This window comes from Pontibacter sp. HSC-14F20, assembly GCF_019599265.1.
GTDB lineage: Bacteria > Bacteroidota > Bacteroidia > Cytophagales > Hymenobacteraceae > Pontibacter.
Map to the genome: position 1 here is coordinate 13904 of NZ_JAHZTC010000002.1, position 19785 is coordinate 33688.

The 19785-nt window shown below is 50.8% G+C and carries 19 protein-coding genes; 7 read left to right on the top strand and 12 right to left on the bottom strand.

Going from position 1 to position 19785, the window contains the following annotated elements; translation table 11 throughout:
• Nucleotides 1-182 precede the first annotated feature (182 nt).
• The 5 genes from K3G39_RS02685 to K3G39_RS02705 all read right to left on the bottom strand — a co-directional run bounded on the left by K3G39_RS02685 (nucleotide 183) and on the right by K3G39_RS02705 (nucleotide 8553).
• Entirely contained in the window at nucleotides 183-1754 is a 1572-nt protein-coding gene (locus K3G39_RS02685; protein ID WP_220624637.1) for an NFACT RNA binding domain-containing protein, read from the bottom strand.
• A 158-nt stretch (nucleotides 1755-1912) separates the two neighbouring features.
• Nucleotides 1913-2674, bottom strand: a complete 762-nt coding sequence (locus K3G39_RS02690; RefSeq protein WP_220624638.1) for an MBL fold metallo-hydrolase — start codon at nucleotides 2672-2674, stop codon at nucleotides 1913-1915.
• Nucleotides 2671-2946 carry a hypothetical protein gene (locus K3G39_RS02695; protein WP_220624639.1) on the bottom strand — a complete coding sequence of 92 codons (276 nt, stop codon included), beginning with the start codon at nucleotides 2944-2946 and terminating at the stop codon, nucleotides 2671-2673. Before K3G39_RS02695 ends, K3G39_RS02690 begins: the two co-directional genes overlap by 4 nt.
• Nucleotides 2947-3330, bottom strand: a complete 384-nt coding sequence (locus K3G39_RS02700; RefSeq protein WP_007653774.1) for a response regulator — start codon at nucleotides 3328-3330, stop codon at nucleotides 2947-2949.
• A gap of 12 nt (nucleotides 3331-3342) precedes the next feature.
• The gene (locus tag K3G39_RS02705; RefSeq protein ID WP_220624640.1) at nucleotides 3343-8553 is read right to left on the bottom strand and encodes a PAS domain S-box protein; all 5211 of its coding nucleotides are present in this window, start codon (nucleotides 8551-8553) and stop codon (nucleotides 3343-3345) included.
• 134 nt (nucleotides 8554-8687) lie between these two features.
• On the opposite strand from K3G39_RS02705, the gene miaA reads away from it, so the two are divergent.
• Nucleotides 8688-9620 carry a tRNA (adenosine(37)-N6)-dimethylallyltransferase MiaA gene (gene miaA / locus K3G39_RS02710; protein WP_220624641.1) on the top strand — a complete coding sequence of 311 codons (933 nt, stop codon included), beginning with the start codon at nucleotides 8688-8690 and terminating at the stop codon, nucleotides 9618-9620.
• 64 nt (nucleotides 9621-9684) lie between these two features.
• Here miaA and pfkA read toward each other — a convergent pair whose 3' ends face one another.
• On the bottom strand, nucleotides 9685-10656 hold the full coding sequence (gene pfkA / locus K3G39_RS02715; protein ID WP_220624642.1) for a 6-phosphofructokinase: 972 nt from the start codon (nucleotides 10654-10656) through the stop codon (nucleotides 9685-9687).
• A 320-nt stretch (nucleotides 10657-10976) separates the two neighbouring features.
• Here pfkA and K3G39_RS02720 point away from each other — a divergent pair, with 320 nt between their 5' ends.
• Both K3G39_RS02720 and K3G39_RS02725 read left to right on the top strand, forming a co-directional pair.
• Nucleotides 10977-11405, top strand: coding sequence for a TerB family tellurite resistance protein (locus tag K3G39_RS02720; RefSeq protein WP_220624643.1), 429 nt, complete (start codon nucleotides 10977-10979; stop codon nucleotides 11403-11405).
• Nucleotides 11406-11414: 9 nt separating this feature from the next.
• Complete coding sequence (locus K3G39_RS02725; protein ID WP_220624644.1) at nucleotides 11415-11750, top strand: hypothetical protein; 336 nt, start codon at nucleotides 11415-11417, stop codon at nucleotides 11748-11750.
• A gap of 6 nt (nucleotides 11751-11756) precedes the next feature.
• On the opposite strand, the gene K3G39_RS02730 is transcribed toward K3G39_RS02725, so the two are convergent.
• Nucleotides 11757-13517: an SLC13 family permease gene (locus K3G39_RS02730; RefSeq protein ID WP_220624645.1), complete on the bottom strand. Its 1761-nt coding sequence runs from the start codon at nucleotides 13515-13517 to the stop codon at nucleotides 11757-11759.
• A 156-nt stretch (nucleotides 13518-13673) separates the two neighbouring features.
• Entirely contained in the window at nucleotides 13674-14864 is a 1191-nt protein-coding gene (locus K3G39_RS02735) for an aspartate aminotransferase family protein (protein ID WP_220624646.1), read from the bottom strand.
• A 138-nt stretch (nucleotides 14865-15002) separates the two neighbouring features.
• Between K3G39_RS02735 and K3G39_RS02740 the strand changes: the two genes are divergently transcribed.
• A complete protein-coding gene (locus K3G39_RS02740) occupies nucleotides 15003-15179 on the top strand; it encodes a hypothetical protein (protein ID WP_220624647.1) in 177 nt (58 codons plus the stop codon).
• Between the two features lie 69 nt (nucleotides 15180-15248).
• Here the strand turns inward: K3G39_RS02740 and K3G39_RS02745 are convergent, their stop codons facing one another.
• A complete protein-coding gene (locus tag K3G39_RS02745) occupies nucleotides 15249-16337 on the bottom strand; it encodes an MBL fold metallo-hydrolase (protein ID WP_220624648.1) in 1089 nt (362 codons plus the stop codon).
• Between the two features lie 421 nt (nucleotides 16338-16758).
• On the opposite strand from K3G39_RS02745, the gene K3G39_RS20720 reads away from it, so the two are divergent.
• The 3 genes from K3G39_RS20720 to pepE all read left to right on the top strand — a co-directional run bounded on the left by K3G39_RS20720 (nucleotide 16759) and on the right by pepE (nucleotide 18111).
• Nucleotides 16759-16905 carry a hypothetical protein gene (locus tag K3G39_RS20720; protein WP_255593837.1) on the top strand — a complete coding sequence of 49 codons (147 nt, stop codon included), beginning with the start codon at nucleotides 16759-16761 and terminating at the stop codon, nucleotides 16903-16905.
• A gap of 82 nt (nucleotides 16906-16987) precedes the next feature.
• Nucleotides 16988-17236, top strand: a complete 249-nt coding sequence (locus K3G39_RS02755; RefSeq protein ID WP_220624649.1) for a hypothetical protein — start codon at nucleotides 16988-16990, stop codon at nucleotides 17234-17236.
• 140 nt (nucleotides 17237-17376) lie between these two features.
• Nucleotides 17377-18111, top strand: a complete 735-nt coding sequence (pepE, locus tag K3G39_RS02760) for a dipeptidase PepE (RefSeq protein WP_220624650.1) — start codon at nucleotides 17377-17379, stop codon at nucleotides 18109-18111.
• Between the two features lie 121 nt (nucleotides 18112-18232).
• Here pepE and K3G39_RS02765 read toward each other — a convergent pair whose 3' ends face one another.
• The 3 genes from K3G39_RS02765 to K3G39_RS02775 are packed head-to-tail and all read right to left on the bottom strand — an operon-like array spanning nucleotide 18233 to nucleotide 19704.
• Complete coding sequence (locus tag K3G39_RS02765) at nucleotides 18233-18679, bottom strand: hypothetical protein (RefSeq protein ID WP_255593838.1); 447 nt, start codon at nucleotides 18677-18679, stop codon at nucleotides 18233-18235.
• Between the two features lie 7 nt (nucleotides 18680-18686).
• Nucleotides 18687-19121, bottom strand: a complete 435-nt coding sequence (locus K3G39_RS02770; RefSeq protein WP_220624651.1) for a hypothetical protein — start codon at nucleotides 19119-19121, stop codon at nucleotides 18687-18689.
• A 43-nt stretch (nucleotides 19122-19164) separates the two neighbouring features.
• The gene (locus K3G39_RS02775; protein ID WP_220624652.1) at nucleotides 19165-19704 is read right to left on the bottom strand and encodes an RNA polymerase sigma factor; all 540 of its coding nucleotides are present in this window, start codon (nucleotides 19702-19704) and stop codon (nucleotides 19165-19167) included.
• Nucleotides 19705-19785: the final 81 nt, after the last annotated feature.

Consider the following 19785-nt stretch of genomic DNA (forward strand, 5'->3'; position numbering starts at 1 on the left):
GGCAGGGGGATGTTAATCGTGCACATGTAACCGCAGTTCAACGCTTATACCTGTAAATCGGCAGCTACACCAAAATCCCCCTCCTGTTTTGGGGTAGGGACTCTCTACAAAAGGAGGGGCTAGAGGAGGTAATTCAATCCGGAGACTCCTTGAAGAAGAGCCCCCTTTGTATAGATCCAGACTTATACCTTCCGCTCAAACGGATTTTCAGGCTTTACCAGCATCACCTGCTCTCGTTCTACTACTACAGCGCCTGCGGGGGCGCCTTTGGGTTTGCGGACCCACTTTTTGGGAGTGTAAAGAACCGGGCAGAGGGAGTCGCTTTTGCGTTTGCTGTAGTAGGCGGCCAGTTGAGCGGCTTTCTCGAGTACGGTGGCAGGTATAGCTTTGCCTGCCTGGTACTTGATCACTACATGCGAGCCTGATACGTCTTTGGCATGCAGCCAGATGTCTTCTTTGTAGGTATGGCGCTGCGTGAGCAGGTCGTTGTTCTGGGCACTTTTGCCAACCAGGATCTTAAAACCTTCAGTTTCAAATAACCGGAATGGCGCTTCCTGCTGGGCTTGCTGTTTGGTCGTGAGCAAGTGAGTGTACTCCTTCAGGTATAGCTTGAGCGCTTTATAGGTCTTAGCCTCCACAAGTGCCTGCAACGCATCTTCCAGCACAATGGCTTCCTCCAGTTTGCGCTCTTGACGCTCCTCAAGTTGATTGACCTCCACGTGCTGCTTTTTGGCTTTTCGGTACAGGCGCTCGGCTTGCTTTTGGGGTGTCTCCGTGGCCTTGAGCTTGAACTTGCGCTGGCGGTCGGTATAGAAATCGTAGAGCACTACTTCGGTAGCACGGGGCGGAATGTTAGTCAGGTTGGCCATAATGATGTCGGCGATCTGGGAGTAGGAGCGTCCGTGGCGCAACTCGTGCAGACGTGCCTCGGTCTGCTCCAGTATGGCCTGTGTGGCGCGTTGTTTTTTTAGGAGCTGCTGCTGCGTCTGTTCAAATAATCGCTCGAAGCCGGTCTCGCTCAGGTAGCTGCGGGTAAAACCATTTAGGGCTTCCATTGGGTTATCGTATTCCTGCAGCACTTCACCTAATTGGAGCAGCGACAGCCGCAGCTTGCCATTGAGTCTGATGACGTAGTACGCTTCCGGGGCTTCGAGTTGCTCGAGCATCGTCTGCACCAGTTCCCATTTCTCCTCGAGCGAAGCGTTGCGATACCCCAGCTGCTCCAGGAATAGGGCCGGCAGGTCGCCGAAGGTCGGGTATACCTTCTTGAGATTTCCATCCCCTGCGACAAAAGCATCAAGGTTTTGTCGCAGGGGCCTGTCCATCTGCAGTGGGTTTAGCTCCAGATCGGCACCGAATTTTTTGTGAAAGGGCTTTAGCGGCTCTTCGCCACGAAAAAGCACGATGTTAGAGCGGTTGCCGAAAAGTTTAAACAGCAAGATATAGCCCTTGCTAAGCTTTAAATAGAAGCTTCGTTCGTTCAGATGCTGCACCACATCCTGCACGGTTCTCCCCAGCAGTTCACCAAACAGGTTAATGGTATTAGCCTTTGCCCGCTTAAACTCAGTCGGGAAGGAAAGTGACGAAAAGTGCGAAGTGAGTGCAGCACGGATGTACAGCTCCTGCTCTCCGGCTGCAAAACCAATGACCAGTTCGTCCTTGTTCTGACTGAAGCAGGCAATCACTTCCATCCCCACCAGCTGAGTGCGCAGCTGTTCGGAGAGTTGCCTTAAGAAATAGTAATTCTGGTGCATGAGCTAAAATGACAAAGGACAATTTGACGAAAGACAATGGATAGCTGCCGGAAAGAGGAAAGTAGTAAGAATCCGAATGGATAATCTATCAAGACTTATTCAGTGAATTTTTTGAAATAGTCTTTTGTCTTAGGTCAGGAAGCCAAAGAACCTCCAAACTATACCTCAATCTGCAGACCATCGTAGCCTAATCGGATAAAGTCGGGGAGGGTGAGTTCTACTTCGCGGTGCAGGCCCAGCAGGTGACTGATGTGGGTCAGGTAGGCACGTTCGGGCTGCAGGTCTTTCAGCAACTCAACAGCCTCCTGCAGCGAGAAGTGCGAAATGTGTGGCTCCAGGCGCAGAGCGTTCAGTACGATCACCTTAGAGCCGCGTACCTTTTCCTTCTCCGTTTCCGAAATGTAGTTGGCATCGGTAATGTAAGTGAAGTCGCCGACCCGGTAGCCCAGCACGGGCAGCTTGTAGTGCTTCACCCGGATAGGTATAAAAGGGACGCCCTCAATTTCAAAAGGATCCTCAGTAATAGGATTTAGCGCCACACGGGGTATGCCCGGGTACTGTATACCTGAGAAGATGTAGGCAAACTCCCGCTTGAGCTGCTCCAGCACACGTTCCTCGCCGTAGAGCGGCATGTCTTTGTGTTGCGAGAAGTTGTAGGCGCGGATGTCGTCGAGGCCGGCGGTGTGGTCTTTGTGCTCGTGGGTAAACACCAGGGCATCGAGCGTGCGGATACGTTCGCGCAGCACCTGCTGGCGAAAATCGGGACCGGAGTCGATGATGATGCTCTTGCCCTCCACCTGCAGATGTACCGAGACGCGCAGGCGCTTGTCCCTGTAATCAACAGAACGGCACACTTCGCAGGAGCAACCGATAACCGGTACGCCCTGCGAAGTGCCCGTGCCTAAAAGCGTTACTTTCAATTGGTTTTTTCCTGGTTGCGAATGTCCTGGTAAAGCTGTCGGTACTTTTCGCTCAGCAGGCTTTCATCTACTGTGATGGTTCTCAGAATGTCGTACAGGCAATTGATTTTCCCCTCCAGGCTGAAGTACTTGTTCACGACAGCCACCTTCATGTCTTTGAGCACACAGTAACCCGCTTTAAAATTCCCCTTCTCGTAGCGCAGCACAAAATCCGACTCCGCAAAAATATCCTCCAGCTTATTTAAAAATGGCCGTGTGTACTTCAGCTCCATCTATAGCTCTCCGGTGTGCTTCTTTACAGTCTGTACCAGCATATCGAAATCAAGTGGCTTTGGCAGGTACTCATTAATGCCTACTTCCTTGAAGTCTTCCATGGTATAGTTGTTGGCGTTGCCTGTTACCGCAATGATCGGAATGTTGGAGATCTGCTCGTCTTTGTGTGCGCGGATTTCCTTTGAGCACTCCATGCCATTCTTGATCGGAATGTTGAGGTCCATCAGGATGGCGTCGATCTTGTTGTTTTCTACCTGTTTGATCACTTCGCTGCCATTCTTGGCGGTCAGGATCTTGTAGTTCTGAAGCTCGAGGATTTTCTTAGTCAGGTTCAGGATCACAGAACTGTCTTCTGCAATCAGGATGGTCTTGTTGTCTGCCATGGATTTAATAAACTATAAAATGATCTCTTTATAAGTTCTGCAGTAGTTTTTGTATTGGGCCAGCAGCTTCGCAAAGTTATTTCCTACGTTTTCGAACTGGTCATGTTTAATGTCATGTTCCAGGATTTTGGCTAGCTCGGCCACCTGGTTTATGCCAAGTGTAAAGCCGGTTCCCTTTAGCTGATGCAATGTACTTAAAATACTTTTGTATTGTTGTGCGTCCAGTTCTTTTTTGGCCTCTTCGAGCAATTCACCGGCTTCCTGCTCAAATTCTACATACAACTGGTGCGCAAAGTCCGCGCCGCCGATTTCTTTGAGCTGCTCTGTTATGGACAGGTCAATTACAGGTATAGCCTCAGCTTCTGAAGCATCGTCTACTGCCGCGGTCAATCCGGCGGTGTTGTCGCGCTTCCAGTTTTGCTCGTACCACCGCATGATCACCTTGTACAGATCAGAGCTCTTCACCGGCTTGGAAATATAATCGTCCATACCCTGGCTCATGAACTTCTCGGCATCTTCGCGCATGGAGTAGGCTGTCATGGCTACCACCGGAGGACATGCGCTGCCCAGTTTTTCTTTGATGATGGTGGTTGCTGTCACGCCGTCCATCTCTGGCATCTGAATGTCCATAAACACCATGTCGTAGCCATTATTAAGGGCTCTGTCGATGGCTTCGTAACCGTTGGAGGCAACATCAGTACGACAGCCTAAGCGTTCCAGCAGCTTAAAGGCTACTTTCTGGTTGATCTGGTTGTCGTCTACCAGCAGCACGTAAGGGGAGAAGTCCAGCACCTCAGCTTCGGCATTCTGCAGCTGCATACGCTGCAGCTGTGCCTCCACTTCCGCGTTGTTGGCTTTTTTCACTTTTATCGTAAACCAGAAGTCACTGCCATCGTTTGGCTTGGACTCTACCCAGATATCTCCACCAAGCAGGTGTGTGAGCTGCTTCGAAATGGCCAAACCGAGTCCCGTACCACCAAAAGTTTTGGTAGAAGAATTATCAAGCTGCGTAAAATCGGTGAAGAGCAGTCGCTGGTCGTCCTCGGTTATACCTATACCTGAGTCTTTCACCCGTACCTTCAGTACATACTCCTCGCCTTTTTTCAATGGCTCGGCATCTACGTGTATGCTTACTTCGCCTTCGTTCGTAAACTTAATGGCGTTAGAGGTGAGGTTAGACAATACCTGCAGGAAGCGCGTCTCGTCGGTGAGGACATAACGCGGCGTTTCCGGGGTAATCGTGTATGTAAAGTTCAGGTCTTTCTGCTGAGCACGGTTAGCAAAGAGTGAGTATATCTTGTTGAGCGTATCGTGCACGTCCACACCACTCTCGTGCAGTACCAACTTGCCGGCCTGCATTTTCGACAGGTCCAGGATGTCGTTGAGGATCGCCAGCAGCGCATCTGAAGATTTGCGCAGTGTATCGATGTACTCTTTCTGCTCTTCGTCACTGACAATCTGGCTTAGCAAGTCGATCATACCGATGATGCCGTTCATCGGGGTACGCAGCTCGTGGCTCATGTTGGCCAGGAACTGTGTCTTCACTTTCAGCAGGTTTTCGGCTTCTTCTTTTGCCTTCAACAGGGCTACCTGCGTACGCTTCAGTTCCGAAACATCGCGCAGTACACCTTCCAAACCTGCAGGCTGACCATCCTGGTCATAAGTAAGGCGCGAATCTAGCAGCACAGTTTTAGTAGAGCCATCCTTGCAGATCATCTCAATCTCGAAGTCACGGATGCTTTCCTGCTCCAGTACCCGCTCTTTTACCAGTGCCCGGTCAGTTACATTGGCATACAGCTGATCTGAAGGAATACGATGAACTTCTTCTACTTCATAACCCAGTAAGTTATAAATTGAAGGGCTTACCAGCTCAAACACACCACTCAGCGTGGTACGGTAGTACACGTCCTGGAAGGACTCGAATATACTTCGGAATTTTACTTCGCTCTGGGCCAGTGCCAGCTGCGAGCGCTTCTTGTCTGTGATGTCGAGGGCTATACCTGAAATCTCCTCAAAGCTACCGTCCTCCAGGTAAATTGGGTTGAGGTATACCTCGCGCCAGCTTTCCGGATTGTGCAGGTGTATTTCAAAGTGCTGTGGCTGCCCCTGAAAGGCCTGCTCATATTTGTCTTTCCAAAATTCAAACGAGCTTTCGTGGAAGTTCAGCACCTCGTCGTCATTCAGCTTGGTGTAGAGCTCCAGTTCATGGCCGCTTCGGTTGAAGAAGGCGGTAGCAAAGTTCTTATTGAAAGAAGTAAGCTCAAGCTCACGGTTGAGCGACCACATGTGGTGCGTCCCGGATTCAAAGATGGCGTTGAGGCGTGCGTTCTGGTTGTTAATTTGCTCTTCGTTGCGCTTGCGCTCAATGGCCAGCGCCACCTGGTTCGAGATAAAGTGCAGAATCTCAATGTCGGTGTGCACATAAGCGTTCGGGTCCTGGTAGTCCTGCAGGGTGATCACCCCGATAATGCGATCGCCGATGGCCAGCGGGGAGCAGAGCATGACTTCAGGTATAGCGCCATATAGGGTAATGTCCTGTTCTCTGGCCAGCTCCAGCAGCTCCGACTTCTGCATGTAAAGCGGCTTGCCTGTTTCAATGATATACTCCGACAGCCCATGGGAGAACTGTCGACGCACCTGCGTTTTGGAAGATTTGTCTACAAACTGATCGACCAGGTATACAAAGTGCAGATGGCGGTGGTTATCGTCGCAAAGGGCAATGTAGATGTTGCGTGTCTCGATGATTTTGCTTAACTCCCGGTGTATAGCCGAGTAAAGTGAGTTGAGGTCCTTGCTGCTGATAGCCAGGTTAGCGATACTATAATATACCTTTTGCAAACGTTCCGCTTTGATGCGGTCGGTAATGTCGTGCAGGATGGCACGCGTTGCCACCGGACGACCATCCTGCCAGCTGCAGGTGATGGAGCCGATCAGATGGACGGGCTTCCCGGCCTTGGTCAGGAATACGGTTTCCATCTTGTTCACGTTCTCGCCCTTGTACAAATTGCGCAGCTGGTAGATTAGCTTGGCCTTGTAGTAAGGATGCACAATGTCGTTGAGCGTGAGTGACTCAATGTCGTAATCGGTATAGCCCAGGCGTTCTTTCCAGGCTTTGTTCACGAAGATGAACTTGTTATCTACCGAGATATTCTGGATCAGGTCATGGGCATTGTCGAAGAGGTCCTGGAGGCGGACTTTGTTGTCCTTCAGGGCTTCCATGGCAATACGCTTGTCGGTCATGTCCTTGCCTACGCTGGTCAGGCCGATCAGCTCGCCATCCGGTCCGTACTCAAACATGCAGTTCCAGCGCACGGTCTTCACCTGGCCGGATTTAGTGATCAGGTCGCGCTCATAGTAGGAGTTCAGTTGCCGGGTTTCTATGGATCGCTTGAAGTCGGTCAGGCGGTTTTCGCGGTCGGCTTCCGACACCAGCAGTTCATAGAAATTCTGCCCGATCAGTTCTTCCCGGCTATATTCCACATAGGTGAGGAAATAATCGTTGGCATAGGCGATGTTGCCGTTTTTGTCGAGGCTGTAATAGATCAGGTTTACCTTCTCCAGGAAACTTCGGAAGTGGGCCATCGACTCGCGGGCAATCTCCTCGCGGCGTTTCGAACCCTGCACCTGCTTGCGCTCAGTGATATCGCGCTTAAATACCAGAATGTGGTAAGTACCGTCGATCATCACCCGGTTCAGGTTGAGCTCGGTATCCATGGTGGAGCCGTCTTTGCGGATGTTTTTCCAATCTACTGTGATCGGCTTTCCGGTCGCCATCAGCTGCTCGGTTAGCATGGCTGTTTTCTCGGCTGAAGGTATGCCGTCAGGCTGATACTCCGGCGAAAACTCATTCGGAGACTTGCCTACCAGTTCTTCGCGTTTGCAGCGGAAATACTCCAGCGCCTTCTCATTGCAGTCTACTACAATGCCATCCCGGAAAAGCAGGATCGCGTCGTAAGTAGACTCAAACATGATTTTATACTTGTCCTCGGTGTAGGTAAGCTTGCGTTGCAGGTCGTGTTTGGCAATGTAGTTGCCGATGGCGCTCCCGATAAAGTCGAGCAGCGACATAAACGACTCGGTAATTTTAGCATCGTGCCCTGGCCATACCAGTAGCAGTGCTGTAAGGCCCGCCTCCGAGCTGACAGGCAGCACCGTCAGGTGCTGGCCCAGCAGTTCTTCCATCTGGTGTATGGTAGCGTATAGCGCTTTGTGGCGGTCAGGTTGAATGAGTTGCTCGGCATGTGTACGCGGAAAGGCAATTGAGGTGGGCAGATTGCCCGACAGTGTTTCGCCTGTGCTGAAAGAAAGCAAGATACTGCCTTTTGCAGCATCATAGGTATAAACGGCCCCGCCAATGATGTCGGTCTTGTCCAGCAGCTCGTTCAAGGTATAGCGCAGCACATCCTCACGACTTTCGGAGCCCGATAGGTTCGTGATCAGGTGATTGACGAACTCGAGCTGGTGATTCCGGTAGCGCACGTTGCGTTCCGCACCAACTGCCTCGTACAGGTTTTTAGCAGAACCGAAGATGACTGTCTGGCCATTGAAGTTGCCCTTTCTGAGGGAAATCTCCACCGGCATCAGTTCATTGTCTATTTCACGAAGCCACCACTCAAAGCGCTGCGGTTCCCCCTTCAATGTGTTCTGCAACTGGTTGCGTAAGGCGACGCGCTCAAACAGGTTAAGCTCAAACTGCTTAAAAAGCGACTTGCCGATGATTTCCTCTTTTCGGAATTCCACCAGATCGGAAGCGCTTTGGTTTATATCAATGAAAATGCCATCGCGATCGAGAACGAAGAGTGGTTCGGCGCTATCATCGAACAGATTATGATAACTGGAGTCGTTGGCTTCTGCAGCTACGCTCTCCGGAATATCGAAATACAAAAATGGCTGTCCCTGAAACTCCAGTTGCTGACAATGGAAGGTGCACCGGTTGCCCTGTAAGTCCTTTACTTCGCCTGTCACTTTATCCTGACGGGTCAGCGATACCTTAAAGGCAGCAAAATCATCTTCGTCGGCCAGTCCGATAAGCGGGCGAATGGCAGTGCCCTGCTCTACAGAAAAGATCGTTTCTGCTTTGGTATTGGCGGCCAGCAGCTCTCCTGCGGCAGATGTCACCAGCAAAGCATGGTCAGCAGGGTATAGCTGACGAAGCACCTGCAGCAGGTTGTCGGCAAGAATTGTCAGGTTGTTGGTAGTTTGTCGACTAGGTATCAGTGGCATCCGGTTGTAGATCAGTTCTCGTTTAAACCCATAAATTAGTAAAAAAACAAAAGCAAAGGCACTTTTGCTTCCTGAATAACAAGAAAGGGAGTTAATTTGTGGCAAATTTACGAAGTAAATCGTTTGTCTTACCCATGCCTGCAGTTCAAGCCCCCCGTTTTCTGATTGTAGTAGTTGGTCCGACTGCTGTGGGCAAAACCGATTTGTGCGTACGCCTTGCCCGGCATTTCGGTACCGAGATCATTTCAGCTGACTCACGCCAGTTTTACCAGGAAATGTCAATTGGTACGGCCAAACCTACGCCGGAGGAGCAGCAAGGTATACAGCATCATTTTGTGGATTCGCACCCGATCACAGAAACTTACAATGCAGGCGCTTACGAGCAGGATGTGCTGGCTTTACTTGGGCAATTATACCAACAATATAAATCCGTGATTCTGACAGGTGGCTCGGGGCTGTATGTGCGGGCCGTCACCGACGGGATGGATGAAATGCCGGAAACAGACCCTGCCGTGCGCGACAAACTGACTGCGCGCTACCGGCAGGAAGGGCTGCAGCCGTTGTTAGTGCAGTTGCAGCAACTCGACCCTGCTTATTACGAGCGGGTAGACAAGGCCAATCCGCAGCGTGTTATACGTGCGCTGGAGGTATGCCTTTCGAGCGGACAGCCTTATTCTGATTTCCGGAAAGCAGGTGCTCAGGAGCGCCCTTTCCACATCATCAAAGTTGGCCTGAACCGTAACCGGCAGGAACTGTACGAGCGCATTGACCGCCGCATGGACCTGATGCTGGAGCAGGGGCTCTTAGAGGAAGCGAAAACTCTATACCCGTACCGCGATCATAATGCCTTGCAAACAGTTGGCTACAAAGAGATATTTGACTACCTGGAAGGGAAGTACGATTGGGAGGAAGCGGTGCGCCTTTTGAAGCGGAACAGCCGACGTTATGCCAAGCGGCAGCTCACCTGGTTTCACAAACATCAGGACTATACCTGGTTTCATCCGGAGCAGTGGGATGCCATCCTCACTTTCATCGGGGAGCAGATGCAGCACCCAAAACAGGTATAGGTATAGAAACAGCGAAGCCGGCACAGTAAGTAGCCGGCTTCGCTGTTTGGCAGGTATAGCGTGTTTATACCGACAGAATATCCACCATTTTAGTGAAGTTCGGGTTGATAAGTTTCTGCTTGGTGATGGTCTCGATGAAAGGAGTATACACCAGTTCTCTGTTGATGATACCGGCCATTTCGTTTGTGCGTCCCGCTATCAGGCCTTCCACGCAGGCGATGCCCAGCTGGCTGGCCAGCATACGGTCGGCTGCGGATGGCGCACCGCCACGCTGCACGTGGCCCAGTATGGTCACACGCGCATCCATGTCCGGGATCTGCTGCGATACTTTAGCCGCGATCTCTGTTGCGCTTCCCTCTTCGTCGCCTTCCGCTACAATCACGATAAAAGAAGTCTTGGAGCGTCTCCAGCCTGCTTTTAACTGGTCGATCACATAGTCAATGGAGGTGTCCGTTTCCGGGATCATCACAATTTCAGCGCCCCCGCCAATGGCGCAAGGTATAGCGATATAACCTGAGTCGCGTCCCATCACCTCCACAAAAAATACGCGTTCGTGACTGTCGGCCGTATCGCGGATCTTGTCGATGGCATCGAGGGCTGTGTTCACAGCTGTGTCGTAGCCAATGGTATAGTCAGTACCGTAAAGGTCGTTGTCGATCGTGCCGGGTGCACCAATGGTAGGGATGCCATACTCCTCGAAAAAAATGTTGGCTCCAGTAAAAGTACCATCTCCTCCAATTGCCACCAGGCCCTCAATTCCGTTTGCCTTTAACTGCTCGTAAGCAGCCTGGCGTCCTTCTTTTGTTGCAAACTCCTTGCTGCGTGCCGATTTCAGGATCGTGCCGCCTTTCTGTATGATGTTGCTCACTGTCAATGACTCCATTCTGAAAATGTCGCCTTTGATCATGCCGTTGTAGCCTCTTCTGATACCGTAAACTTCCAAATCGTTGTAAACGGCTGTCCGTACGATCGCTCGAATACAGGCATTCATGCCCGGCGCGTCGCCTCCTGATGTAAATACTCCAATCCTCTTCATAAAGAGTTGCTGTTTGATGTGTTCCGTGTAGAAGCCGGTTTCCAGCTCCGTTCAATAGATCCCCGCAAAATACGCCGTGGTTTTAATGAAATCGCAAGGTAGCCATTTGTTGATTTAAGTGGAAATAAAAAAAGAATACAAAATCATAACTAATAAGATAGCAAAAACCGTATGTAAATGCACTACCGTCTGCAGACTTAAAGCAAGAAAAATACGTTTCTACTGTAGTTACTGCAAAATTAGATGCCTGGGTGTAGCAATACTTAGAGCATTCGTTATTAAATTGTTACGAATTAGTCAATCAGTGAAAAAGGAGCCGTATGTTTAGTTTTTTTGAAAGCGAGGCAGAGAAAAAATTAAAGAGCCACATTACCAACCTTGGAGCTCTCGCTAAGGCAGATGGTCACGTGGATCCTACTGAAATGGAGTTTATTATTTCGATCGGGGAGCGGCACGGTATGAAATCAAGCGAGGTGCGCAACCTGCTTTCGAATGTGCAGGCTGTGAAACCGCAGCTGCCCTCTAACGATACCGAGCGCTTTGATCAGATCTACGACCTGGTGGAAATGATGCTGGCCGACGGCATCGTAGACGAAAGCGAAATGGAGTTTTGTGTCAACATGGCCGTGCGGCTTGGTTTCAAGAAATCTATTGTCGGGGTGCTGGTACGCAGGATCTCCATTGGCGTGAAGGACGGACTCTCGCGCGAACAAATACGGGAGGATGCACAGTCTTTCCTGAATTACTAAAAGGACTGCATGAAAAACCTGCGCGTTTGGAATGGGGCCATTTTGGGAACCTACGCTTTGGCGCTGTTAGTACTGGCCTATTTCTTTTTCGCGCACGAACTCTACCTCATTTCCTACGAGCCTACCTTACTATCCGACGATTTCATTCTTCGTTTTTTTGCCTTCTGGTTCATCAGCTTTCTGCTCACCATCATGGTCTACCTGCTCAACCTGAGCCTGAACTACCTTTGGCTGCCCCGCTCTGAAAAAATTGTGGCTATGCAGGCAGGTAAACTAATATTGGCTGTAGGACTTTCAGCTGCTTTTTTTGCGGTCGTGATCGTCACACTCAGCGGCCTGCAGTAATCTCCTCTACATAGGCCAGAACACAGGCACCAGGACCAATATCACAATCACCAGGATCAAAGTAAGTGGTGAACCAATCCGGATGAAATCCCAGAAGCGGTACTTGCCCGGGCTGTAAACCAGGATGCAGGCAGGTTCAAAAGGCGTAACCAGCGACACTGAGGCCCCCAGCATAATGGCGATGGCAAAGGCACGCGGATCAGCACCCAGTTCCATGGCAGCCCGCAACGCCACAGGTATAACCACCAGCGCCGCGGCCGCATTCGACATCGGTTGGGTGAGGATTACGGTCAGGATTACAAAGCCCGCCAGTATACCTGTTGTGCCGCCAATGGGCTCCATCACCTGCACAATGCCCTGCGCCAGAAACTCGGCGGCACCGGAGTTTTCCATGGCTGCGCCAAAAGCCGTCATGCCTCCTATGAGTATAAGCAGACGCCAGTCGATGGCATTGTAGGCTTTCTCGGTACTGATAGCCCGCAGCAGGATACTCGCAACAGCGGCCGATAGGAAAGCGATAGAGAGTGGAAGCAGCTTCAGTGTCCCTGCCAGTATGGCCAACGCAAAACAGGCAATCACGATCAGACCCTTTTTCTTTTTGTAGAACACTGGCTCAAACTCATCGAGCACGGCAATGTGGTTCGAGTTGCGGACCTGTTCAAAGCGCTCAGGGGCTCCCTGTACCAGCAGGACATCTCCCATGTGCATTTTTATACTTCCTATTTTACTACGCAGCGTTTCGCCATGCCGCGAGACAGCCAGCACCACCAGACCAAATCGCCGCAGAAACTCTGACTCTTTAATGGTGCGGTTAATCAGGTTCGACTGCCGGGTGATCATGATTTCGGCCAGCCGGATATTTTCCGTTTCGAGGTCTTCAGAAATAAGTGCATCGGCCATGATCTGCAGACCTTTGGTTTCCTTTACCTTCAACAGGGTATCGATATCTCCCTCCACCAGCAAAATATCATTGGCGCGGATGCGGGTACGGAAGTCGGGCAGGAAGTTTTCTTTGGCGCGGATAACGTTGAGCATGCGCAGGTTCAGCGTAGTTAGCTCTGAGGTAAAGACCAGCTGCCCTACGAGCGGCGAATCAGGTTGTACCACTACTTCAGTCACATATTTTTGCAGCTTATACTCTTCGGCCAGTTCCTGGTCGGCGTGGTCCGGCAACATGCGCTGCCCAAAGGTCATCATGTAGATGATACCCACCACAAAGATGATGAAGCCTATACCTGATATCTCGAACAGCCCGATCGGTTCCAAACCAGCCTTGGCGATGTAGCCGCTGACAGCCACGTTGGTAGAGGTGCCGATGAGCGTGCAGGTACCTCCCAGAATAGCGGCATAGGCCAGCGGCATCAGTAGTTTCGACGCGCTCAGGTTGATGCGTTTGGAGAGGCCGACCAGCGGTGTGATGAACATGGCCGTTACGGTGGTATTGTTCATAAAAGCCGAAACCACACCCGTTACCAGCATAATAATAAACAGCATCAGGTTGTTGCTCTGCTGGGCAAGCCGTACGAGCCGTACCACGGCAAAATCGAGTATACCGGTCTCCTCGAGGGCGGCGCTAAGTATGAAGATGGAGGCAATGATAATGATAAAGTCGCTGCTGAAACCGGCGAAGGCCTCCTCAGGGCTAATGATGCGCAAACCTGCCAGAATGATGAGCATGACCAGCGTGACCAACTCAACGGACACCTTTTCGGTTGCGAACAGCACAACCGCTATCACCAGCAAGGTCAGTACAATGGTTATTTCCATAGAAGACGATTGGAAGCACACCAGATAGAAGGTGTAGCAACGGCTTTTACGTGACAAAGCCGCTCCCGATAGTCTCTTACCGGAAAATATTTGCAGTGCCAGCTCTTTATACCTGATCAGGACACCGTTTGGGTTCCCCCTATCAGGTATAGCAGGTTAAGCTAAAGCCTCGTCAATAGAGGTCAGGATGATCTGGCAGGCCTCGCGGATCTGCGCTTCGGTGATGGTGAGTGGTGGTGCGATGCGCATGGAGTTTTCGCAGAACAGGAACCAGTCAGTCAGCACGCCGTTGAGGATGGCCCGGTCGATCACCGCTTTTAAGACCTCAAACGACTCGAATTCTGCTGCCATCATCAGCCCTTGGTTGCGTATACCATTGATGCGCGGATGCACGAGTAACTGCTTAATCAGCTCGGCTTTTTGTGCGACGCCCTCCAGCAGGTTTTCTTCCTCAATGACCTGTAGCGTGGCAAGAGAGGCAGCGCAACTCACCGGGTGTCCGCCAAAGGTAGAGCAGTGGCCCAGAATCGGCTCGGTTTTAAAAACAGACATGATTTCCTGCGGTGCAATGAAAGCACCTATCGGCATGCCGCCTCCCATCCCTTTGGCGCAGACCAGTATGTCCGGCTCTATGCCGAACTGCTCAAAGGCCCAGAAGGTGCCCGTTCTGCCGAAGCCACATTGTATCTCATCCAGAATTAGCAGCGTGCCGGTCTGGTTGCAGCGTTCCCGTAGTTGCTTCAGGTAATCCTTCTCCGGCACACGAACACCAGCCTCTCCCTGCACAGTCTCTATCAAAACCGCGGCTGTACGCGCTGTTATTTGCTCCAGGTCTGCGACGCTATTGTAATGGATGTGGCGCACGTCGGGCAGGAGCGGACGAAAGGCATTCTTAAAGCTTTCGCTGCCGTTCATCGAAAGGGCACCCTGTGTAGAGCCGTGGTAGGCGTTGTAGCATGAAATCAGCTCGGTGCGGCCGGTATAGCGTTTTGCCAGTTTCAGGGCACCTTCCACCGCCTCTGCCCCGGAGTTGAGCAGGTAGGTGTTATTGAGTCGATCAGGTAATGTGCCGCTAAGAGCATGGGCCAGCTGTACCTGCGGCGCCTGTACAAACTCGCCGTATACCATCAGGTGCATGTAACGGTCAAGCTGGTCATGAATGGCCCGTAGCACTTTCGGGTGGCGGTGCCCCACATTGCTCACGCCTATACCTGAAATCAGGTCGATGTAGCGGTGGCCATCACTGCCATACATGTAAATTCCTTCTGCCTTCTCCACTTCGATCATCAGCGGAAAGTCACTTGTCTGCGCCTGGTGCTGCAAAAACAGCTGTCTCAATGATACCATGCCGCAATTTAGGCAATTTGAAGCTTTGCTCACACCATTTATACTTTCCGGCTAGTCAAAATTGGCTGCTGTTCGTACAATATGAGGGGCCGGTAAAAAGCCCGGCTTTAGATGTTGAACTTTAAAAAGGAGGATCAAATGCCACAAGGAGATAAATCATCTTACACAGATAAGCAGAAACGCCAGGCAGAGCATATTGAAAAAAGCTACGAGAAAAAAGGCGTGAGCAATGAAGAAGCTGAAAAGCGTGCCTGGGCAACAGTAAACAAGCAAGACGGAGGCGGCAAGAAAAGCGGCTCCGGAAGAGGCAAATAAGGTATAGAAACCTACATTAAGAGATAGATAAAAGAAAGACCGGAAGTGTTTGCTTCCGGCCTTTCTCGTCTATGGGTAATTGTTGGTATGCGCCTGTGGATCGTCTTCGTCCAGGGAGGCAGATACCGTAGGTGGTATACCTTGCAATGGTCTGTTGTGAGAAAACGGACGCTCCCGCATGGCACGCTCCTGCTGTTTTTGATGATTACTCCTCTTACGGCGGGCATATGCTACCAGGGCCATGCCAGCCAGCGCGACTATACCTGTCGCGGCCATTACTTTCGGTATGGTGTTGTCAGGGGCGGGAGGTACGGAGAGCACGCCCTGCTCGTCGGCAATGGCGGGCTCATGCACATACCGGCCATGAACCGGCACCGCCAGCGACCAGAAATCCTTTACAAGTTGTTCAAGCTGTCGCATGAGCTGCGTGCCTTCCATCGGCAGTCCGTGTCCGGTAGCTGCCACACTGGGGTTTAGCTCCATCAGTTTCTCCACGGAGCGGTGCGCCGAGCCCCAGTCGGAGGTATAGTATTTAGGAGGGCCATGCACTTCTCGTTTCTGCGTCATCACCGCCAACATCGACTCACCGTCGCGTGTGACGAAGGCGTCGCCTGCCAGTAGTACCCGGTCACGCTCCCGGAAAAAAGAAACGTGTCCTGCCGTATGGCCAGGTGTGTGGATCCAGCGCCATTCGGGCAGGCCGGGAACAGAGCCATCGGTTGGCAGCAGCTCTAGGTTCTCATGTATATCAATAGGTTTTTTAGGGTATAGGAACGACATGTACGCCATACCGCCGCCGCCCACACTCGGGTCTGGTGGCGGATAAGATGATTTTCCGTTCAGATAGGGCATCTCCAGCGGATGGGCGTACACGGGTACTTCCCATTCCCGGGCCAGCTCCTTTACAGCGCCGATGTGATCAAAATGGCCGTGGGTAAGCAGGATGGCTTTGGGACGGTTGCCCCCGAACAGTTCATCCACCACTTTCCGGATCTTATCCGCGGAGCCGTACATGCCGGCGTCCACGAGTACCCACGAGTGGTCAGGTGATGTTACAAAGTAGAGATTGACAAATACGGTCTTGAGTCCCCATACTCCCGGTGCAACTGCAAAAGCTTCCTTGCTATCGTGGGTCGAGGTACGATAAGTAGTTTCCATAGGCATTCACCATGTTTTGATTTCAAATGATAACGGGCGGAATATATACTACGGCTGTCGTGGTAATTGGCTGCAGTGAGCGGGCATATTCAGCGCTGATTTGTCTGGTTGTCATATATTATACCTGAAAAGAGTGACTTTGCTGCCAAAATGCTAGCTATACCCGACATGAAGAAGCCTGGTGTATACCTCACAATAAAGGCATACTTTTTGTGTTTATACCTGCGCAGACCTTCACTAAAATTAATGTGGACAATGTTTCCTGATTGGCAGGAATTATTTATCTTTCTGAAAACGTTACATACACATGGTAAATTTATTTGTTCCCCCCAGCTATATGGCCGTCTACGCGAAGTGTGTGGATGCGTCTATGCCGGCTTTCGAACCGGAAGAGTGGATCGAGGAAGGGCGAGTGTATCCTGTGAAGCACTTTACCGAGCCCCTCAACCAGGGTGACGGCTTTGCCGTGACGATCATGGATGAGGACGGCGTGGAGATCCATCCTTCTTCTTCGCACTGGAGTTTTGCCTCCACTAGATTTGAATTGTACACCCTCCATTTGAATTAATATCAAAACTGCTGATATTTTCGTTAACCAATAAGGCTGCCCCGGCAGCCTTTTTCTTTGCTTAAGTATGGAGTAGATTTTAATGTTGAGTATCGCTGAGTTTAATTTGCTTTCGCCCCGCGAACAAGCCGCCATGGTGCTGGAACAGGGCCGCTACCTGCATCATATTATTCGTGGGTGGTGCAAAATTGATTTGTACTGGTTTCATAACTATTATGTGGAGGTTTGGTTCTTGTACGATCTGAAAACCATCGGGCTGGTTCGCACCCTCACCAACAAGGCCTCGCTGGACCCTTACCTTGAAACAATCAAGCTCAAAGTCAAAACCTAGGTATAGCTGCACTGCCATTCTTCAAGCATTCAGATCGTGTACAGGTATAGCAGTTGTTTGTGGGGAGAATAAGCGGGGGTTTGCCGGAATTTGGTACTTTTGCAGGTATACGATACCGGTATCATCCATAATCGAGACAAATGAAAAAAGCCTTACCAAAGAAAGATATCCTTTTAGTCAGTACTTCTACCACCCATGGCACAGACTACCTGGAGCACTGCCAGAGCGAGATAAAAGAGTTGTTAGGCGACCGCAAGAACATCCTGTTTATACCTTATGCCCGTCCGGGCGGCATCTCTCACGCAGACTACACAGCCAAGGCAGGCGAAGCCTTTGAAGCAATGGGCATCAAATTAAGCAGTGTACACGAGGCCGAAAACCCGGTTGCGGCCGTAGAGCAGGCGGAGGCGGTTTTTATAGGCGGAGGTAATACATTTCTGCTGTTGCGCCAGCTCTATGCCAACAAACTGATCGAGCCGCTGCAGAAGCGGGTGGAGCAGGGCATGCCGTACATGGGCACGAGCGCCGGCACCAACGTGGCGGGCAAAACCATCGGTACTACTAACGACATGCCTATTGTGTTCCCTAAATCATTCGATGCACTACAGCTGGTGCCTTTCAACATCAATCCCCACTACCTTGACCCGCTACCTGATACGACCCACATGGGCGAAACGCGCGAGACGCGCATTCAGGAGTTTCATGTGCACAACCGTCAGCCTGTAGTGGGTTTGCGTGAGGGCAGTATGCTGCGCATCAAAGGAGATAAGATCAACCTGTTGGGGCCTCATACAGCGCGCGTCTTTTTGCAGGGTAAGCCCGCCATGGAATTTAAGTCCACGGACGATATACAATTCTTGCTGGAAGCTTACTGAAAAGAAAACCAGTAAAAGCAAAAGCCCCTGCCATCTCATTAGCAGGGGCTTTTTTGAAAAAAACAAGGCAAAATGCCAGGTCCTTTTACTGTTCTCACTATAATTATCTATTCAAAAAAAACTACTGTGCTCTGTTATTGGCCTCCAGTTTTTTCAGGAGGAGCTTGGTGAACTCACGCTCACTACGGTATAGTTTGATAACCTGGTTAGAGGAAATCACGCGCTGGTAACGCGACACATACTCTTTTTCCAGTTCCAGTTCTTTTTCGCGGGTGTTGAACATGCCATCCAGACGGGCTTTCGCCTCCTGATCGCTCAGTTCGTCCACGTCTTGGCGGTAACCGCTGCGATAGGAGCGGACCAGTTCACGGCGCTTGGCTTCGTACTCATTATAAAGCGGCCAGAACTTCTGCGACTGTTCGGCTGTCAGTCCCATCTTGTCAGTTAAAAAAGCCACTTTGGCTGCTTCCACGTTTTTGTCCTGCGAGCGGCCAGACTGTGCCATGGCTGCGGTGCTGCCAAACGTAAATGCGCAAAAAAGAAATAAAATAAAGGGCAATCTTTTCATGTGTGTATTAGTAGTCAGTCATATCCAGTTGGTAATACTCGAGTTCTTCTTCGGCTGCTTTCGGACTTACGTTCAAAAACTCTGCTGTCATATCAGGGTCGGAGAGTGAAGGCATCTCGGCAAAATCAGAACTCTCGAGCACGGCATAGGTGCTCAGGTAATCCATGATCGCTTCGTCGGCCACGGTGGCCAGAATGACTGCTGATTTCTCTTTTTCCTGACGCAGTTGCGAGAAGTACACGATGCCTGCCACCAAAAGCAGCACCAGCGGTGCCATGGCCAACTTCAACGGCTTCCATGCAGCGGCATACCACGGGGCAGGGCTATACCCGGCACCAGCAGTGCGCTCCATGATCTGCGCAGGCAGCCGGTCGAAGTACTTTTCCGGTACCTCGTAGATGTTGCGCTTGGGCAGGTCGCTTAGTTTAAAATCGTTTTTCATGGTCATTGTACTTATGGGTTAGATAGCTATAGCGCGCTATAGTTTAATCCTGTTTAATAAATTCTTCAATTTTTTTTACTGCGTGATGATAAGAGGCCTTTAAAGCGCCCACCGAAGTGCCCAGAATCTCAGACATTTCCTCGTATTTCAGCTCGTCGTAGTACTTCATGTTAAAGACCAGTCGTTGCTTGTCTGGCAGCTTTAGCAATGCTTTTTGCAGTTTGAGTTGTATCTCGTCTCCGTCAATATCCGGTGAGGAATCGATCTTCTCTGTGAGCTCGGCGGCTACATCGTTTATGGGCAAGAAGAATTTTTTGCGCTTACTCGAAAGGAAGGTAAGGCACTCGTTGGTGGCAATACGGTAAAGCCAGGTATAAAGCTGCGCATCCTGCCGGAAATTCTCCAGGTTCTTCCATACCTTGATAAAGACCTCCTGCGTCAGATCATCGGCGTCGTCGTGGTCGATCACCATCTTCCGGATGTGCCAGTAAATTTTTTGCTGGTACTTCCGGACAAGCTGGTTGAAGGCCAGGTTGCGGCTATCGGGGTTGGCGAATTTTTCTAAGATCTCTTTGTCTTCCACGTGTCAGGGAGCAGGGGCAGGGCGGTTATACCTCTCTGAATATGCAATATAATGCATAAAAACAGAAGGGGCTGCACTTTA

Coding starts and splice junctions, on each gene's coding strand:
- K3G39_RS02685 (WP_220624637.1), bottom strand. CDS start 1,754: ATGCACCAGAATTACTATTTCTTAAGGCAACTCTCCGAACAGCTGCGC.
- K3G39_RS02695 (WP_220624639.1), bottom strand. CDS start 2,946: ATGGAGCTGAAGTACACACGGCCATTTTTAAATAAGCTGGAGGATATT.
- K3G39_RS02700 (WP_007653774.1), bottom strand. CDS start 3,330: ATGGCAGACAACAAGACCATCCTGATTGCAGAAGACAGTTCTGTGATC.
- K3G39_RS02705 (WP_220624640.1), bottom strand. CDS start 8,553: ATGCCACTGATACCTAGTCGACAAACTACCAACAACCTGACAATTCTT.
- miaA (WP_220624641.1), top strand. CDS start 8,688: ATGCCTGCAGTTCAAGCCCCCCGTTTTCTGATTGTAGTAGTTGGTCCG.
- pfkA (WP_220624642.1), bottom strand. CDS start 10,656: ATGAAGAGGATTGGAGTATTTACATCAGGAGGCGACGCGCCGGGCATG.
- K3G39_RS02720 (WP_220624643.1), top strand. CDS start 10,977: ATGTTTAGTTTTTTTGAAAGCGAGGCAGAGAAAAAATTAAAGAGCCAC.
- K3G39_RS02725 (WP_220624644.1), top strand. CDS start 11,415: ATGAAAAACCTGCGCGTTTGGAATGGGGCCATTTTGGGAACCTACGCT.
- K3G39_RS02730 (WP_220624645.1), bottom strand. CDS start 13,517: ATGGAAATAACCATTGTACTGACCTTGCTGGTGATAGCGGTTGTGCTG.
- K3G39_RS02735 (WP_220624646.1), bottom strand. CDS start 14,864: ATGGTATCATTGAGACAGCTGTTTTTGCAGCACCAGGCGCAGACAAGT.
- K3G39_RS02740 (WP_220624647.1), top strand. CDS start 15,003: ATGCCACAAGGAGATAAATCATCTTACACAGATAAGCAGAAACGCCAG.
- K3G39_RS02745 (WP_220624648.1), bottom strand. CDS start 16,337: ATGGAAACTACTTATCGTACCTCGACCCACGATAGCAAGGAAGCTTTT.
- K3G39_RS02755 (WP_220624649.1), top strand. CDS start 16,988: ATGTTGAGTATCGCTGAGTTTAATTTGCTTTCGCCCCGCGAACAAGCC.
- pepE (WP_220624650.1), top strand. CDS start 17,377: ATGAAAAAAGCCTTACCAAAGAAAGATATCCTTTTAGTCAGTACTTCT.
- K3G39_RS02765 (WP_255593838.1), bottom strand. CDS start 18,679: ATGAAAAGATTGCCCTTTATTTTATTTCTTTTTTGCGCATTTACGTTT.
- K3G39_RS02770 (WP_220624651.1), bottom strand. CDS start 19,121: ATGAAAAACGATTTTAAACTAAGCGACCTGCCCAAGCGCAACATCTAC.